A 15286-nucleotide genomic window follows, 5' to 3' on the forward strand; every position below is an offset into this window, starting at 1 on the left:
ATCAATGTTATCTACCAAGGATAGAACCGATACCTGCAGCGAACAAATTCGCGCTTTCCTGGCTTCGAATTTCTATATAGCCGATCCCGAGAGCCTGGAGAGCGACACCTCGCTCCTCGACCAGGGCATCGTGGACTCGACGGGTGTGCTCGAGGTTATCGGCTTCATCGAGGAGACCTTCGGCATCACGGTCGAAGACAGCGAGCTGCTGCCGGAGAATCTCGATTCCATCGAGGGAATTGCGCAATACGTCATGCGCAAGAGAAACTGACGCGAGCGAAACTGATTACCGAAATCTCGCGCAACTCTGTTTCAAGTTCCCGGCCGTTTCTAGCCGCGACAGCGCGTCTGGGCCTGCCACGGCTGCGATGCTTACGCCTGCGCCTTCGTATGTCCCACAACCACCCTGCCCTCACCGGCCTGGTTGGTGACTGCCCGGATACTCTCATAAGCCTTGGAACGCTCGAGCAAACTCATGACCTGCCGGTCCTGGCCAAGCCCCACCTCGAAAAGCAGGATGCCCCCGCGCCGCAAATAACGCGGCGCCTCCTTGAGCACCCGCATGTGGATGCTCAGGCCGTAGGGGCCGGCTGCGAATGCTTCACGCGGCTCGAGCTCGACCAGATGTGAACGGTCGCCCTCGAGCCGTTTTTCCGAAATGTAGGGCGGGTTGCAAACAATCACGTCGATCGTACCGTCGAGCTCCAAGCCGGAGAAGGCGCTGAACAAGTCGCCCTGAAGAACCGTTACCCGGTCCTCCATTTCAAGATGGGTGACGTTGCGGCGCGCGACCTCCACGCATCCGTCGGTAAGATCGCTTGCCCACACGCGCGCGGTGGGAGCGTGGTGCGCAATGGCGCACGCCAGATTGCCCGCCCCGCAGCACATGTCGACAACGCGAGGCACCGGCAGGCTCAGTTGGCTCAGGACATCGAGAGCGGCCTTGCCGAGCAGTTCCGTTTCCGGCCGAGGAACAAGCGCACCGGGCGAGACCAGCAACTGCAATCCCATGAAGGTGCTGCGGCCCTTGCCGTAGGCATCGGCGACATTGATCTCTTCGCTCACGACACTCGCCTCCCGTTTTGGCCGGCGTTGGTGGCCGACAATTGCGTACCGATGAAGTGTATCTCAAAACCGTTTAACTCTCGATCGACAAAATCAAAACCCATCCGTCGCCAGACGCTTTGAAGCCTTGATGCTATGAAGATGATCATAAGCTTCTGCTGGGTGTCATGATTAGGAATATCTCCTTACCCGACCCGGTTATCCCCAGCCTGGCGAGCCAGTTGCCGAATTCTCAGCCTGGCGTCACGATTTTGCTACATTTTAATCAAAGAAGGCACGTATGTAAGCAATTCGTAATGTTCAGCAGCGGGGCGGGGCTGCTGCTTCCCGGAAGGTTAAAGTTTGTCCCTCATCGAAAGAATCGACGAGATTGCGCAGCAATTTCGCGTCAAAGAGCGCACATCATGAAGTCGACCAAAGGGCGCTCGCTCGATCTCCGCTCCGCAATGTTCGGCTGTGTGCACGGCCTCGTCGGCGTAGGCGTTTTCTCCGCATTGATAAATATCCTCGCCTTGACCGGCTCCGTCTACATGCTCCAGGTCTATGACCGCGTGCTGCCTTCGCAGAGCGTGCCGACTCTTATCGGATTTACAGTCGGGATGCTTGGACTTTACGCGGCCTATGGGCTCCTCGATTTCGTGAGGCTTCGCCTGTTGGTCCGCATCGGCAGCCGCCTGCATAGAAATCTGCAGCAAAAAGCGTTCGCAGCCTCGCTTTCCCTGCCCCTCGTCGCCGGGCCGGATGCGAACCGGGTACACCCGCTTCGTGATCTGGACCAGCTACGTGGCTTTCTTTCCGGGCTGGGACCGACAGTCCTATTCGACGCTCCCTGGATACCATTTTATATGGTGGTCATCTATCTGCTGCACCCCGCGCTTGGCGTGCTGGCAACGCTCGGCGCATGCGCCGTTGTGTTTTTGACGGTGGTTGCCGAGATCATCGGCCGCAAACCTGCGGCTCGTGCATCTGAGACACTCGTAGCGCAGCGGCTTCTGGCCGACTCCGGCCGCCGCAACGCGGAGGTTGTTCAGGCGATGGGCCTTTCCGCCCCGCTTAGCCGGCGCTGGAACGAGGTCAGTCATCTTTATCTGAAGAACCAGGAACGGCTCTCCGACGTCGTCGGCGCAGCAAGCTCACTGTCGAAGACGCTCCGAATGGCCCTGCAATCATGTGTGCTAGGGCTTGGTGCCTACCTTGTGATCGGCGGCGAGGCCTCGCCTGGCGTGATCATTGCATCGTCCATATTGCTGGGTCGCTCGCTGGCACCGGTCGATGTGGCGATCGCAAACTGGAGAGGGTTTCTGGCAACCCGCAAAAGCTATACCGAGCTGGCGGCAGCGCTGGATGCTTTTGATAGCCAGCAAGAGCCAATGGAACTGCCCCGCCCGAAGGCAGAGCTTGCGGTCGAGGAATTGACCGTCGCGCCACCAAGCCTGCAGAAGCCAACCATCTTCAATGTAAGCTTCCGCTTGGCGAGAGGCGCAGGGTTGGCGGTGGTCGGCCCGAGCGGCTCCGGCAAGACCACGCTCGTGCGCGCTTTGGTCGGGGCATGGAAGCCGCTTCGTGGCACCGTAAGATTGGACGGCGCCTCGCTCGATCAGTGGAACTCAGAACTGCTCGGCATCCATATTGGCTATCTGCCGCAGGACGTTGAGCTGTTCGACGGGACGATCGCCGACAACATTTCGAGGTTCGGCGGCAAAAGCGACGCAAAAGGCGTGCTGGCAGCTGCCAAGACTGCGGGCGTGGACAAGATGATCATGCGTCTTCCGCAGGGTTTTCAAACACGCATCGGAGAAGGCGGCGCGGCCCTTTCGGCTGGGCAGAGGCAGCTCGTCGGGCTTGCCAGGGCACTTTACGGCGATCCATTTCTCGTCGTCCTTGACGAACCAAATTCCAATCTGGACGCAGACGGTGATGCTGCTTTGGCCGGCGCTATCCTGGCAGTGCGTCAGCGCGGCGGTATCGTGATCGTCGTTGCGCATCGCCCCTCCGCTCTCGTCAACATCGACCAAGTGCTCGTCCTGTCGAACGGGATGCTCCATTCGTTCGGCTCGCGCGAAGACGTTCTGGCAAATGTGATCCGGCCCTTCCCGCGCCCGGACAAGCCAAACATTGTCGTTCCGCTGCAGCACGGTGCAAGCGGGCATGCTTGAGGTGTCTAACGTGACCATGTCGTCATATGCTGCGGTTGGCGACGAAGGCCAGCCGACCGGGAACAAGCCGGAGCCGGATGGGATTCGAGCCAATCTACCCTGGGGTACTCTGGTCCGGAGCCTGGCAGCACATTGTCGTTCCGCCGCACAAAGATGCAGCCGGGCATATGTGAAGTATCGCTCTGCTGTTACCGTGTCGTCATACGTCGCCGCCGGTGGCGAGAGCCGTTCGTTGGAGACGAAGCCAGATCCGGATGGCATCCGGGCCAATCTGCTCTTGGGCCTGGCAACCAGCTTGCTGTTGATCTTTGGCGGAGGGCTCTGGTTGGGATTGACCAAGATTGCCGGCGCGGTGATTGCGCCCGCAACCGTGGTGGTCGAAAGCAACATTAAAAAAGTCCAGCATCAAACCGGCGGCACCATCGGCGGAATCTTCGCGCAGGACGGCGATCATGTGAAGGCCGGCGATGTGTTGGTCAGGCTGGACAACACATTGACCCGAGCAAACCTGCAGATAATCACCGAGGACCTCAATCGCGCCACCATTCGTCTGGCCCGACTGGAGGCCGAGCGCCAGGGTCTGCCGGAAATGCAGATCCCGCCCGACCTTCGGGCTCAAATGGGTGACCCGCAAGTGGTGGCACTTGTCAGTGGCGAGCGTGCCTTGTTTGAAAGTCGTGCTGCTGCGTTGGCTGGCCAGAAGGCACAATTGCAAAGCCGCGCGAAGCAGCTGGAACGTCAGATCGATGGCCTCAAATCGCAGCAGTCTGCAACGGACGAGTCTCTGGATCTGCTGACCAAGAACCTTGCAGATGTCGAATCTCTCTACGCAAAGAAGTTGGTGTCCAAGGAGAGGTTGAGCAATGTCAGCCTGGAGAAGACCCGGACTCGCGGCGAATCGGGACGCCTTGTCGCAGCGATAGCGGAGGTACAAGCTCACATCAGTGAAACGGACCTGCAGGTGCTTCAGCTCGACGAACAAATGCGGAGCGACGTGACCAACGAACTTCGCGAAACGGAAGCCAAGCAGACCGAACTCAGTGAGCGCAAGGTGGTGGCCGAAGACGAACTCGGCAGGACAGACATTCGTGCCCCGCAATCGGGCACGGTACAAGAATCCTCGATCCACACCGTCGGCGGCGTGATTGGCGCCGGAGAGGTGCTTATGATGATTGTGCCCGATTCCGACAACCTTGTCGTCGACGCTTCCATTCCTCCGGCGCGTATTGATGAGATCCATCCCGGACAGCAGGTGTCGATCCGCTTTCCGGCGTTCGACGCCGGCACCACACCTGCTTGCGAAGGCTCGGTCAAGCGCGTGTCAGCGGATCTGATCAAGGATCAGCAACGCCAGCTTTCCTATTTTTCGGCGCGCATCGACGTCGAGAATGAAGCGACCTGCCTGACAGGAGAGAAAATACTCAAACCGGGCATGCCCGCCGAAGTCCACATAAGAACCGACGAGCGCAGTGTCTGGTCCTACTTGATGAAGCCCCTTACCGACCAGTTTTCCAGAGCTTTCAGGCAGTAAAGCGGTTGCGAAACGCGGCCCGATCTATCGGGTCGCCGCATTTTCGAGAGCGCTGCTGAACCTAACCTCGATCGTGTCTCCCGGCATGACCTCGGTGTCTTCTTGGGCAAGCTGTTTTCGCCATTCTTCGCCGACCTTGCGAATGATCGTGACCTCGGCCTGGATCTTCTCGCCGGCAACCGGCAACGGCAGTGCGGCAGCTCCCGTGGGCTGCAACTTTTGGCTGGCGGCGCGAAGCCTTGCGCTGACGTCGGCAAGGCGCACGTTGGTATCCTTCAACTCGATCAGCAGACCCATCCGTCGTTGGTTGTCATTGCGTTCGTGCTGTCTGGCAAAATCGTCCTGCTGACGTCGTGCTCTCATAAGTTCAACCGACGTTTCGAGTGCCCGGCTGGAAGAGAGAACCAAAGCGCGCCGGACGTCTGCGAGCCGGTTGTTGGTGAGATTTCCGGACTCAAACGCTTTCCTTACGCGCGCCAGATCGTCTTCGTCCGCCTTCACACCATCCGCTTCGGCCTGCTCGCGTTTGAGCAAGGTCTCGGTTTGTGCGGCGGCATCCTTGCCGCTTTTATCCAGAAAGCTCTGCTCTTGCTGGAAGTTGTCCAACGAGAGCTTCAGCCCTTCTGCTTCAGCCTGGGCGATCGCCGATGCAAAACTTGCCGGCAAGGGCGATCCTTGTGGTGGCTGCATGTCGAAAGTCGGTTTGTTCTGAAGTTCGGCGCGGATGCGGGCGCTATGAAAATAATCTCTCGTATATTCCCCCCAAAGCGACTCGTAATCGCGCCGCAGATCCACCGGATCTGGGCCAACCTGGTTTGCCCGGGACCGCAAAAGGCTGAAACCGCCTGACACGGCAATCGCCTGCCGCACGGTCATCAGCGGGCGGTAGGCCTGCTGTCCGGGAGTGAGCACGTCGCCGGTCACATAGATCGGCCTGTACTCCGCAACAACGGCGGTCACGTCTGTCGGCTTGATGACGATCATTTGCTCCCGCCCATCAGGCAGACGCTGGTGGAATATCTTGGTCGGCAAGATCGTCTGCATGCGCGTTTGCAATTCAGCCGGAGTTAAGCCGCCCACCGAAACCATACCGACTTCGGGAAGCGCGATCGTGCCGTCCATCTGAACCACCGCACGTTGCGTTCGCTCCGGGATGGAGGCAATTCCAATCTCGACGGCGTCGCCGGCGGAAAGTCGATAGGCGACCCGTGCTTCCGCTGCAGCGGCCGTATCCATGGCAGCCAGCATGCCGAGCACGACAATAAGGATTCGATCAACGCGGACCATCGGCTACAATCTCCTTCTGGCTCGAATCCGGCGATACCGCAGCCGCGATCAACAGCGGAGCTAATCCTCCCAGGCGAAAGCTCATGTCATGTAACCCATTTCGTGTCGCACCCGGCCTTCGCTGAGGCGCCCTTGCCACCATCCGATGGTCCGCTCCAAGCCTTCGCGCAGGCTGGTCTGGGCACGCCATCCAGTCTTGCTTTCGAGGAGCGAAGAATCGGCCAGCAAGGCACGCACCTCGGAATTCTGCGGCCGCAGGCGGCGCTCGTCCCGGTGGATTGGTTTCTTGCAGCCACTCAAGTCGATCACCAGATCCAATACGTCCGAGATCGTCACAGCGCGCTGGCTTCCGGCATTGTAGGCATGGCCAAATTCGAGCTCGGCAGAACCTGCGGTCAGAAACGCCGCCGCGGTGTCCTCCACGAAAGTAAGATCGCGGATCGGGCTTGTGTCTCCCACCATGATCGCCGGGCATTTTTTGTCGAGGGCCTGGCGTATAATGGTCGGTACGATGGCCCGCTCACTCTGGCGCGGGCCGTACGTATTGAAGGGCCGCATGATGACCACGGGGATGTCGAACGATCTGGCGTAGGACTCTGCCATCATGTCCGCGCCGATCTTGGATGCCGAATATGGTGACTGTCCCTGCAACGGGTGGGATTCGCTGATAGGCATTGTCAGCGCGGTGCCGTAGACCTCGCTTGTCGAAGTGTGCACCACACGCTCCGTCTCCCATTGGCGCGCCGCTTCGAGAACGTTGACCGTGCCCAGGATATTGGTCTCCACATAGGACTGGGCAGCGGCATACGAATACGGGATAGCTATCAGTGCGGCGAGATGAAACACGACCGCCTGGCCACGCACGATCCGGTTAAGGAACGCGCTGTCGCGAACATCGCCGCGGATGAGATTCAGCTGGCTTCGTATGGTGTCCGGCAAATCGTCCAGCCAGCCGTGGCTGTCGAAGGAATTATAGAGAGCCACCGCCGTGACGTCGGCACCGCTACGGACGAGTGCTTCGGTGAGATGAGAACCGATGAACCCATCGGCACCCGTAACCAGAACTTTCCTGCCCTTGTATGCCATGACCCAAGCGTTCCCCCTATGACGTGAGGCACTGACTTTGCAAATCCACGAGAGCGCGGATGTCCCACCTGCTCTCAAGGTCCGATCGGCGGCGGCGAGACGACGCCAAGCACCGCCAGCAGCCCGCGCACCATCCACACGACATCGGAGCCGATCGTGCGCTGCGGATAATAGGAAAGGTCGAGCCTGGCTTTGGCAGGAAACAGAACCTCGCGGTAGAACAGTAGCGGATCCACGGACCGAGGATAAAAACGGGCTTCGTGCCGGAAGAGAACCTGGGCAGGACCCAGCAAGCCTGGCTTGTATTGTAAAATACCCTCGAAGCCCCCGCGAAAACAATCGGCGAAGGCAAGGCTCTCCGGGCGTGGCCCGATGATTGCCATCTCGCCTCTGAAGACGTTCCAAAGCTGTGGCAGTTCGTCGAATTTTGTGACGGCGAGGAACCGTCCTATCGGCGTCATGCGGCTGTCGTCGGCCATGGTCAGCGCCAAGCCACCGGGGTCGCATTGCACGCTGAACTTGCGGAACTTGTACATGCGGAATGGGCGAGCACCAGCCCCGACGCGGGTCTGAGTGAAGAAGATGGGCCGACCGCCTTCCAGTAGCAGCGCCACGGCAATCAGCAGCATCAGCGGGGCGAAGACGATCGCCGCGGCCGCAGCAATGACGAGATCGATTGCTCGTCTCGCAGACCCATGGGCGGCGCTCGAGACGTTAGACCGGTGAATGGCTAGGTCCAGGGCATTCATGCGGCTGTTCCTGTCTGAGCGCAGTTATTGACCGCCGCGGCAAGAGCGACGACTACCGATTCAACCAATGGCGCGGTGATCTGCGGATGTAGCGGTACAGTCAGTTCGCGCTGCGCGAAATCTTCAGTGCGCGGTAAGTGAGTACCGGGAATGAGCTCACGATAGAGCGTCATCTGGTGCACCGGCGGGTAGTGGATAGTGGTTTGTATCCCTTGCGCGCGCAGTGCGTCGATGACGTCTTGCCTGTCGGCGTAACGTGGCAAAAGGATAGGCATGATGTGGTAGGCCGACGTCCGCGGCTCGTGGAACGGGATGGTCACGGCCGGGCAATGCTTCGCTATGAGACGGCGATACAGCATGACCAGGATACGCCTGATCTCATTCCACTCCTGCAAATTTTGCAGCTGGACCAGTCCGATTGCAGCCCGCAGTTCATCCATGCGATAGTTGAAGCCGAGCATGGTGACATCATACTGCGGGGTGCGGCTGTTCAGCCTTTGACGTGTCCCGGTGGTCATCCCATGTCCACGCGCCTGGCGGATTGTCTCGAGCAGACCGGCATCCCTGGCAATCACTGCCCCGCCTTCCGCCGTGGTCATGTTCTTGTTGCCGTAGAAGCTGAAGGCGGCCGCGGCACCAAATGTCCCCACCTCCTTCAAGCCCGGCGCATGCGCCGCGTCCTCGACGATATGCAGCCCCCGGGCACGGGCGAACTTCTGCCAGTGTTCCCGATCGGCGAGGTAGCCGGCGAAATGGACAAGAATGACTGCCTTGGTGCGGGCCGTGCATTTCGCTTCGGCTTCCACGATCGACATCAGCGGCACGTCGGCTGACTCGATATCGACGAAGACCGGCGTCGCACCGACATAGAGGACCGCATTTGCGGTCGCCACGAACGTCAAGGATGGCACCAGCACCTCATCGCCCGGTCCGATGCCAAGTGCGTGCAAAATGAGATGAAGCGCTGCGGTGCAAGAACTGACCGCGACGCAATCCTCCGCATCATGAACGTCGGCAAAAGCTTGTTCGAAGGCTCGCACCTGCTCCCCCATGGTCAGCCAGCCGCTGTCGATGACCTTGGTCAAAGCAGTCTTCTCCGGCACACCCAAGATCGGGGCACTGACCAAGAGCATCACAACCTCCTAGACTGATAACTGTGGGAACCGGGCTCGTGACTTCATCATGATCATGCAGCCGTCGCAGTGACCTCGATCGAGGCCGACTGGTCTTCCCAGGAAATGGTCTGTGCGTTCTGAAAGTCGTCGACGCGCCCGATATCGAGCCAGAGACCCTCATGTTTGTACACGTGCACGGTTGTGCCGTTCTGCATCATCTGCAGCATCAGGTCGTCGAACCCAAAGGGTATGCCGGATGGGATAAACTGCAGAACATCCGGGTTCATGCAGTAAATTCCCATGCTGACCAGATGCGAAAGCGTCGGCTTCTCGCGAAAGACCTGCACGGTATTGTCGACTTCGTCGATGACGCCGAAATCCATCTTGATCAGGCGACAGGCTGTTGCGATCGTCACTGGATCGGTGTGCTTACGGTGCGCTGCTACAAATCGACTGAGGCTTAGATCCGTGAGGACATCGCCATTGAGAACGATGAATGGCTCCGTCAGTTCATCCCTGATCAAAGACAGTGGCCCGATGGTGCCAAGCGGCTCCATTTCCTGCGTATATCGAATTTTCAGGTTCCACTGCGAGCCATCTCCACACACGGTGCGGATCAAGTGGCCGAGATACCCGGTTGTAATATAGACTTCCTGAATACCGTTGCGTCGCAACCATTTCAGAAGCATCTCGAGAACCGGCCGTGCGCCGATCGGCATGAGCGGCTTCGGCAAGACCGAAGTGAAGGGGCGGAGGCGTGTTCCCATTCCTCCACATTGAATAACCGCTTTCATCCTGGTCCTCCCTTGTTTATTCGGCCTGAACGCTATCGTCACGGGCCGGCTATCCTGCCCTGGTCAGCACCGGGAATGCGTTCTTGTCCCCTCAGAAGAACCGGTGAGATTTCCCGTAGAAGACCGGTGAGATTTCCCCACTGTCCCCTGATCCGGACATTGCATCTGGATGGTATGTGGCCGTCAGGGTGGATGTCGTCGTGCATTCGAATGGTAACAATTCAGCCGTTTTGCTGTTCTATATCTTTAGACCTATAGCACTGCTGAACGACCGACCGGTCTGTCAGCTGTCCAAAAGGTCAGAACGTATGTTCGACGACGTTCGGCGGGTTTCGCTCACAAGGGGCAAAAAAAGAGGAGCGTTTCCCGTCATTTAAGATTATATTAGAAATCTGGCGTTTGCGGTGTTGGGGGTGCCGCAGCGTCAGCTGGATGAATCGACGAGTGGATGGCCACGACTTTCAGGCCATCGCCGTTCAATCCATTCAGACAGGCGTTGGGGTAGTTCAATGTATCGAATCGTCATCGCCGACGATCACGGCTTGTATCGTCGCGGCTTGCGATTGGCACTGACCGCAGGCATTCCAGGTGTAGAGATATTTGAAGCGTCTTGTTTCGACGCGGTGCTCAGTTTGCTGGCAGAGCAATCGTTCGTGGATCTTGCGATCCTGGACCTGAATATGCCGGGCCTGTTCAATCAAGAAGTGCTCGGCGGGATCCTGTCCGCCTATCCGGACACGCGATTTGCGATCGTTTCCGGAAACGATTCACGCTCGGAAATACTCACCGCGCTGTCGATCGGGCTTCACGGCTACATCGTAAAATCGCAGACGGACGAAGAGGTTGTTTTGGCAGTCAATGAAATCCTCTCCGGCCGCATCTATGTTCCTGCACTTCTGTCACGCCCGGGTGCAACGCAAACAACCCACGCACATACCCATTCCGACGACAAAGGCCCACAGAGGCGTACCGCCGGCGTCAACCTTGGCAGGCTGACTTCGAGGCAAAAGGAAGTCCTCAAGCTGATGGCGGAAGGCTATTCAAACAAGGAAATTGCGCGCGATCTGGAAATCGCGGAGGCGACCACGAAAATCCACGCTGCTGCGGTTCTGCGTGAGTTGGGGGTACGCAATCGGACCGAGGCTGCCGTCATGCTGAAGACTTGGCTTTCGAGACATGCCAGCTAGAGCGCCGCGCGTCCCTTTTGGACGTGCAAACGGCGTCGCAAGACTCCTCATGCATAATTGCTGCATATCCCAAAGCCGCGGCGCGGCTTTGGGCCAACGACATTCTTGGAAGGAACCCTGGGCATCTCAAAGGCCGCTCAGCGCGACCCGCCTTTGGATATCTGCTTTCCGATTGGAGCACTGCACTACAATCCGATTTCCTTGCGTGACAGCCGCAGCGAATACCGCAACCCTTGGTCCGATATTTCCAGCCTGGGAGAGTGACCGACAAGCGGCGCTCCATCCACTCCGATTATCATGGAACCGAAGCCATGACGGACTACGCTTGAGGTCCGACGCCGCCCCGATTCCACCCACTCGAACACGATATCATTGCCTGTTTCTTCAGGTGCGAACGTCCAGCTTACGTCGATCCGGCCTTTTGGATCGGCAAGCGCTCCATATTTCATGGAATTGGTGGCAAGCTCGTGAACGATCATTGCAAAACTCTCGGCGGCGCCTCCCGACATCGCCACGGAAGGACCGCTGACCGATATCGCACGTGTTCCAATATATGGGTGCAATTCTTGCGCAACGAGATCGTTTATCGCCCCCGATACGCTGCCGTTGCGTGAAAGAAGCAGATGGGTTGCCTCGAGCGCGCGTATCCGGTCGATCAGCATTTCCTTGTATTTGGCGACGTTGTTTCCGGGAACATCGACCATCTTCACGAGCGCCGTGATCACTGCGAAAACATTGCCGAATCTGTGACGCTGTTCGAGCATGATGCGCTCCCGCTTCTTTGCCGCGGCGCGCAGCAGCGTGGTTTGTCGTCTCTCGCTCAGGTCGGCAGCCACTCCAAGCCGCTGTCCACCATCATCATGTCTTTCCTCCCTTCCGCGCAGCGCAACCCAGCGGATATGTCCGTCCGGTCGGCGGACGCGTATCTCGACATCGTAATTCGTGACCGATGGTGCGGCCTTTCTCGATGCCGCCAGCTTTGGCCAGTCCGCCGGATGAACGACAGCTGACAGCTCCTCCAAACTGCGGCTATTGGCCTGGGCCAGGCCGAGAATGTCCCAGAACGTGTCCGAGCCCGTGACTGTCCCGTTTTTAAGGTCAATGCGCCACGTCGCCAAGCGCCCAGCAGACAGAGCGAGGTCCAGCCATTCCTTCTGGGCCCGAAGCGCTTCGTGAACAGCGCGTCGTTCCGAAATATCGTCGACCACCACGAAGATGCTCTCCGAGAGCCCCCCCTTGGGTGCGGACGAAGAAAGCGTTAACCGAGCCCAGAATGCCGTACCGTCCTTTCTTGATAGACGGACCTCGGAAACGAACGAAGAGATGTCATTGCCCAGCCTCGCCAACAATTGCGCCAAGGTGTGCCGGTCGTTCGGATGGGCGAGCGTATCGAGCTGCAATTGGGCAAGCTCCTCCTCCTTGTACCCGGTCATCTCACAGAGGCGTTTGTTGGACTGCAGCAACTCACCTTTCTCGTTGGTGTTCGCGAATCCCAGGGCAGCACGTTCGAAGGCCCAACGATAGCGGCTTTCCGTCGCTTCGACGGCAGCGAGCCTGGCCTCCGCGACTTCCAGCAACTCACGCAAGTCCTGCCGAAGGCGATGGAACGTCATGGCAATCACCCCGCCCGAAACCAGAAGCAGGATTGCGCGTGCCCAATCTCCACTTGAAATCTGATCGTGTCCTCGTGCCCACAGCCCGACAGCCACCATCAGAATGGTCGCAGCGAGCGCCGGTACACGGTCTTCGAGATAGGCGATAATAATAATAGCCGGAATAAATTCCAGAAAACTGGCACCTTGCCCAATATAGGCTGAGGATTTTATTTCAAATATCAGTGTGGCGGCTAACACCGATGCAGAGGCAATATGAGTTAGCAATCTGCCCGACGGGTTCGAATTCGACCTGCGCGACTGCGAGCTCATGGACACAGACTACAACCTTCTGACTAGCCCGTCGAGACTAGAGCAAAAAACGTACAGCTTAGTACCACTGCCGGATTGCCATACCGCTATCATAGCGCGCATTTTATCGGACGCAGCGGGGCCTAAGAGCTGCCTTAGAACTGTCGGATCATATTAAGTTTTCAAGGTGGTGATGAACGTATCATCCGTCAGCGCATAGAAGACTAGAATCCAGCGACACATAGAAAACTACATGAATCCCGAATACTTATTTCGGGCGTGTGAAACTTTGGGTTAGGGGTAGAAAATGAATCTGATCGATAGACAGGTCGATGCTTCTTCGAGCAATCGGTACATTGCTACGAGGACCAAGTATGATTTTGAAGCGCGGAATACGCGGCCCTCTTCTTCTGGTCACCTTCCCGATCGCGCATCGGATCCATTGGACGCAAGGTTCGGCGAACAAAAAGGCCGCAGTCTGGAATCCATAACCGGCGTGCTTGATCGCATTGGCTGTGGCTATCTTGTGCTGAATCGCGAAAGAAAAGTAGTCGAGTGGAACGCAGCCGCCCAAACCACGCTTGAGCGCCAGGGCGAAGCGGCCGACACGGCGAGCGGACTCACGGCCGCCCTAAGGCGGCTGATCGCGAATGTTCCGGGCCAATTCCTGCCGGGCTCGTTGTCTTGGGTGGTGATCCGCAGCAGGGGCGACCGTCCGGTGATACTGAACGAGAACGGCGTTATCGCTCCCGAGGGAACGAGCATTGTGGCGTTGCTGGATCGGGATAACAGGTCGGGGCCAAATCCTCGCACGCTGCAAAGGATGTTTGGCTTGACGAGCGCAGAAACGCACCTCGCCTTGCGCTTGGCCCAGGGCGACGCACCTTTGGAGATCGCCCGCAGCTGGCGTCTCAGCCGCACCACGATCCGTTCCCAGCTTGCCTCGCTGTTCGCCAAGACCGAAACAAAACGCCAGGCGGAACTGGTGGCCCTTCTCGGGCGTATTTCGGTCCTGCCGTAAGGGCCGGCCATAGATCCAATCGCCCGGACGTCGACATCCGCCCGGGATTCAAAACCACGCAAGTTGGCGTGTCACGACTTGGCAGGTCGTGCATCGCGTTGCGCACTCCAATAGGTTCTATGCGCCAGCGTAAATATCGAAAGCCGCAATCCCGGACCGGCTATTCGGTACCGTCGAACGGATTCGAAAGGCGACAAGTGGACAACGATCTATGCAGCGAGTCTGTCCTTGCCGCATCGGAGAAGATGGAAATCGCTCGATCCCGTTCGGACCGCGCGGTGCAGAAACTTGCACGGACAGGACCGATCGTCGTCACCGGCGCCGCAGGCTTCATTGGTTTTCACGTGGCCTCACGGCTTTTGCGTCTCGGTGTCAAAGTCGTGGGCGTCGACAATTTCACGCCCTACTACGATCTGCGGCTCAAGGAAGCGCGATTTGCACGCCTCTGTAGCGAGGCGAAATTCACGCCGGTGCGAATGGATCTGGCCGATGCCGCGCGCGTTCAGTTGCTGTTTTCAAACGTTCGCCCCTCACACTTTGTCCATCTCGCGGCTCAGGCCGGCGTGCGTCATTCACTTGTTGACCCGCACGCCTATGTACAATCGAACGTAGTGGCGTTTCTCAACGTCCTTGAGGGCTGCCGGCATCACAGCGTCAGTCATCTCGTCTACGCCTCTTCGAGCTCCGTCTACGGCTTGAATCGAACCGTGCCGTTTTCCGAACACCACGGCGCCGATCATCCCGTCAGCTTCTACGCCGCCACCAAGCGTTCGAACGAATTCATGGCGCATTCATACAGCCATTTGTTCGGCCTGCCCGTGACCGGACTGCGCTTCTTCACCGTTTACGGCCCTTGGGGCAGGCCCGACATGGCGGTCTACTTGTTCACGCGCGCGATCGTCGAGGGCAAACCAATTCAAGTAGCCAATGCCGGCCGTGTGTGGCGGGATTTCACCTACATCGACGATATCGCTGAGGGCGTGGTTCGAGCACTCGCTGCACCGCCGCGGCCAGATCCAAATTGGGACCCTTGCACCGCCGACCCTGCCACAAGTTCCGCGCCATATCGCGTCTACAATATCGGCAACGACCGGCCCGAGGAGATCAACCGGCTGATTTCGATCATCGAGACCGCTCTTGGCAGCCAGGCGCTTCGCGTGGATGTGCCGTTGCCGCCTGGCGACGTTCTGGAGACGCGCGCCGACGTCAGCGATCTTCGCCAGGCCGTCGGCTTCGCCCCGGCAACACCGCTCGAGGACGGAGTGCAACGCTTTGTCGAATGGTACCGGGACTTTCATGGAACGGATGCCGCGGCCAGCATACGGCAACAGACGTTGGTGAATGATGAGGCCACCGTGTAGGCCGCGCGCCCTGTCGGGCGATGATCTGCC

13 protein-coding genes are annotated in these 15286 nt (G+C 58.6%); 6 read left to right on the top strand and 7 right to left on the bottom strand.

The window, feature by feature from the left end; genetic code table 11:
- The first annotated feature begins 4 nt into the window (after positions 1 to 4).
- The gene (locus tag NKH21_RS15600) at positions 5 to 271 is read left to right on the top strand and encodes an acyl carrier protein (RefSeq protein ID WP_023675628.1); all 267 of its coding nucleotides are present in this window, start codon (positions 5 to 7) and stop codon (positions 269 to 271) included.
- 101 nt (positions 272 to 372) lie between these two features.
- On the opposite strand, the gene NKH21_RS15605 is transcribed toward NKH21_RS15600, so the two are convergent.
- On the bottom strand, positions 373 to 1065 hold the full coding sequence (locus NKH21_RS15605; RefSeq protein ID WP_352662025.1) for a N5-glutamine methyltransferase family protein: 693 nt from the start codon (positions 1063 to 1065) through the stop codon (positions 373 to 375).
- 404 nt (positions 1066 to 1469) lie between these two features.
- Here NKH21_RS15605 and NKH21_RS15610 point away from each other — a divergent pair, with 404 nt between their 5' ends.
- Both NKH21_RS15610 and NKH21_RS15615 read left to right on the top strand, forming a co-directional pair.
- Positions 1470 to 3221: a type I secretion system permease/ATPase gene (locus NKH21_RS15610; RefSeq protein WP_352662027.1), complete on the top strand. Its 1752-nt coding sequence runs from the start codon at positions 1470 to 1472 to the stop codon at positions 3219 to 3221.
- Entirely contained in the window at positions 3214 to 4752 is a 1539-nt protein-coding gene (locus tag NKH21_RS15615) for an HlyD family type I secretion periplasmic adaptor subunit (RefSeq protein ID WP_352662030.1), read from the top strand. The genes NKH21_RS15610 and NKH21_RS15615 overlap by 8 nt, the downstream gene beginning before the upstream one ends.
- 24 nt (positions 4753 to 4776) lie before the next feature.
- Here NKH21_RS15615 and NKH21_RS15620 read toward each other — a convergent pair whose 3' ends face one another.
- From NKH21_RS15620 to NKH21_RS15640, 5 genes are all read right to left on the bottom strand, one after another.
- The gene (locus NKH21_RS15620) at positions 4777 to 6039 is read right to left on the bottom strand and encodes a polysaccharide biosynthesis/export family protein (protein ID WP_352662033.1); all 1263 of its coding nucleotides are present in this window, start codon (positions 6037 to 6039) and stop codon (positions 4777 to 4779) included.
- A gap of 81 nt (positions 6040 to 6120) precedes the next feature.
- Complete coding sequence (locus NKH21_RS15625) at positions 6121 to 7125, bottom strand: SDR family NAD(P)-dependent oxidoreductase (protein ID WP_352662035.1); 1005 nt, start codon at positions 7123 to 7125, stop codon at positions 6121 to 6123.
- A gap of 74 nt (positions 7126 to 7199) precedes the next feature.
- Positions 7200 to 7874 (bottom strand): sugar transferase, encoded by a 675-nt coding sequence (locus NKH21_RS15630; protein WP_352489804.1) that lies wholly within the window; start codon positions 7872 to 7874, stop codon positions 7200 to 7202.
- The gene (locus NKH21_RS15635) at positions 7871 to 9007 is read right to left on the bottom strand and encodes a DegT/DnrJ/EryC1/StrS family aminotransferase (RefSeq protein WP_352490098.1); all 1137 of its coding nucleotides are present in this window, start codon (positions 9005 to 9007) and stop codon (positions 7871 to 7873) included. Before NKH21_RS15635 ends, NKH21_RS15630 begins: the two co-directional genes overlap by 4 nt.
- 53 nt (positions 9008 to 9060) lie before the next feature.
- Positions 9061 to 9783, bottom strand: a complete 723-nt coding sequence (locus tag NKH21_RS15640; RefSeq protein ID WP_023675619.1) for a nucleotidyltransferase family protein — start codon at positions 9781 to 9783, stop codon at positions 9061 to 9063.
- 509 nt (positions 9784 to 10292) lie between these two features.
- Here NKH21_RS15640 and NKH21_RS15645 point away from each other — a divergent pair.
- A complete protein-coding gene (locus tag NKH21_RS15645) occupies positions 10293 to 10970 on the top strand; it encodes a LuxR C-terminal-related transcriptional regulator (RefSeq protein ID WP_023675618.1) in 678 nt (225 codons plus the stop codon).
- 185 nt (positions 10971 to 11155) lie between these two features.
- On the opposite strand, the gene NKH21_RS15650 is transcribed toward NKH21_RS15645, so the two are convergent.
- Positions 11156 to 12895 carry a sensor histidine kinase gene (locus NKH21_RS15650; protein WP_352662040.1) on the bottom strand — a complete coding sequence of 580 codons (1740 nt, stop codon included), beginning with the start codon at positions 12893 to 12895 and terminating at the stop codon, positions 11156 to 11158.
- A 286-nt stretch (positions 12896 to 13181) separates the two neighbouring features.
- Here NKH21_RS15650 and NKH21_RS15655 point away from each other — a divergent pair, with 286 nt between their 5' ends.
- Positions 13182 to 13895 carry a helix-turn-helix transcriptional regulator gene (locus tag NKH21_RS15655; RefSeq protein WP_352489803.1) on the top strand — a complete coding sequence of 238 codons (714 nt, stop codon included), beginning with the start codon at positions 13182 to 13184 and terminating at the stop codon, positions 13893 to 13895.
- Positions 13896 to 14140: 245 nt separating this feature from the next.
- Positions 14141 to 15256: an NAD-dependent epimerase gene (locus NKH21_RS15660; protein ID WP_352865988.1), complete on the top strand. Its 1116-nt coding sequence runs from the start codon at positions 14141 to 14143 to the stop codon at positions 15254 to 15256.
- Positions 15257 to 15286 lie beyond the last annotated feature (30 nt).

The organism is Mesorhizobium sp. M1329, from assembly GCF_040318035.1.
In the GTDB taxonomy this organism is placed as follows: domain Bacteria; phylum Pseudomonadota; class Alphaproteobacteria; order Rhizobiales; family Rhizobiaceae; genus Mesorhizobium.

Excerpts from the sequence above, each read along its gene's own strand:
- NKH21_RS15600 (WP_023675628.1), top strand. The coding sequence starts at position 5 with ATGTTATCTACCAAGGATAGAACCGATACCTGCAGCGAACAAATTCGC.
- NKH21_RS15610 (WP_352662027.1), top strand. The coding sequence starts at position 1,470 with ATGAAGTCGACCAAAGGGCGCTCGCTCGATCTCCGCTCCGCAATGTTC.
- NKH21_RS15615 (WP_352662030.1), top strand. The coding sequence starts at position 3,214 with ATGCTTGAGGTGTCTAACGTGACCATGTCGTCATATGCTGCGGTTGGC.
- NKH21_RS15620 (WP_352662033.1), bottom strand. The coding sequence starts at position 6,039 with ATGGTCCGCGTTGATCGAATCCTTATTGTCGTGCTCGGCATGCTGGCT.
- NKH21_RS15625 (WP_352662035.1), bottom strand. The coding sequence starts at position 7,125 with ATGGCATACAAGGGCAGGAAAGTTCTGGTTACGGGTGCCGATGGGTTC.
- NKH21_RS15630 (WP_352489804.1), bottom strand. The coding sequence starts at position 7,874 with ATGAATGCCCTGGACCTAGCCATTCACCGGTCTAACGTCTCGAGCGCC.
- NKH21_RS15635 (WP_352490098.1), bottom strand. The coding sequence starts at position 9,007 with ATGCTCTTGGTCAGTGCCCCGATCTTGGGTGTGCCGGAGAAGACTGCT.
- NKH21_RS15640 (WP_023675619.1), bottom strand. The coding sequence starts at position 9,783 with ATGAAAGCGGTTATTCAATGTGGAGGAATGGGAACACGCCTCCGCCCC.
- NKH21_RS15645 (WP_023675618.1), top strand. The coding sequence starts at position 10,293 with ATGTATCGAATCGTCATCGCCGACGATCACGGCTTGTATCGTCGCGGC.
- NKH21_RS15650 (WP_352662040.1), bottom strand. The coding sequence starts at position 12,895 with ATGAGCTCGCAGTCGCGCAGGTCGAATTCGAACCCGTCGGGCAGATTG.
- NKH21_RS15655 (WP_352489803.1), top strand. The coding sequence starts at position 13,182 with ATGAATCTGATCGATAGACAGGTCGATGCTTCTTCGAGCAATCGGTAC.
- NKH21_RS15660 (WP_352865988.1), top strand. The coding sequence starts at position 14,141 with ATGGAAATCGCTCGATCCCGTTCGGACCGCGCGGTGCAGAAACTTGCA.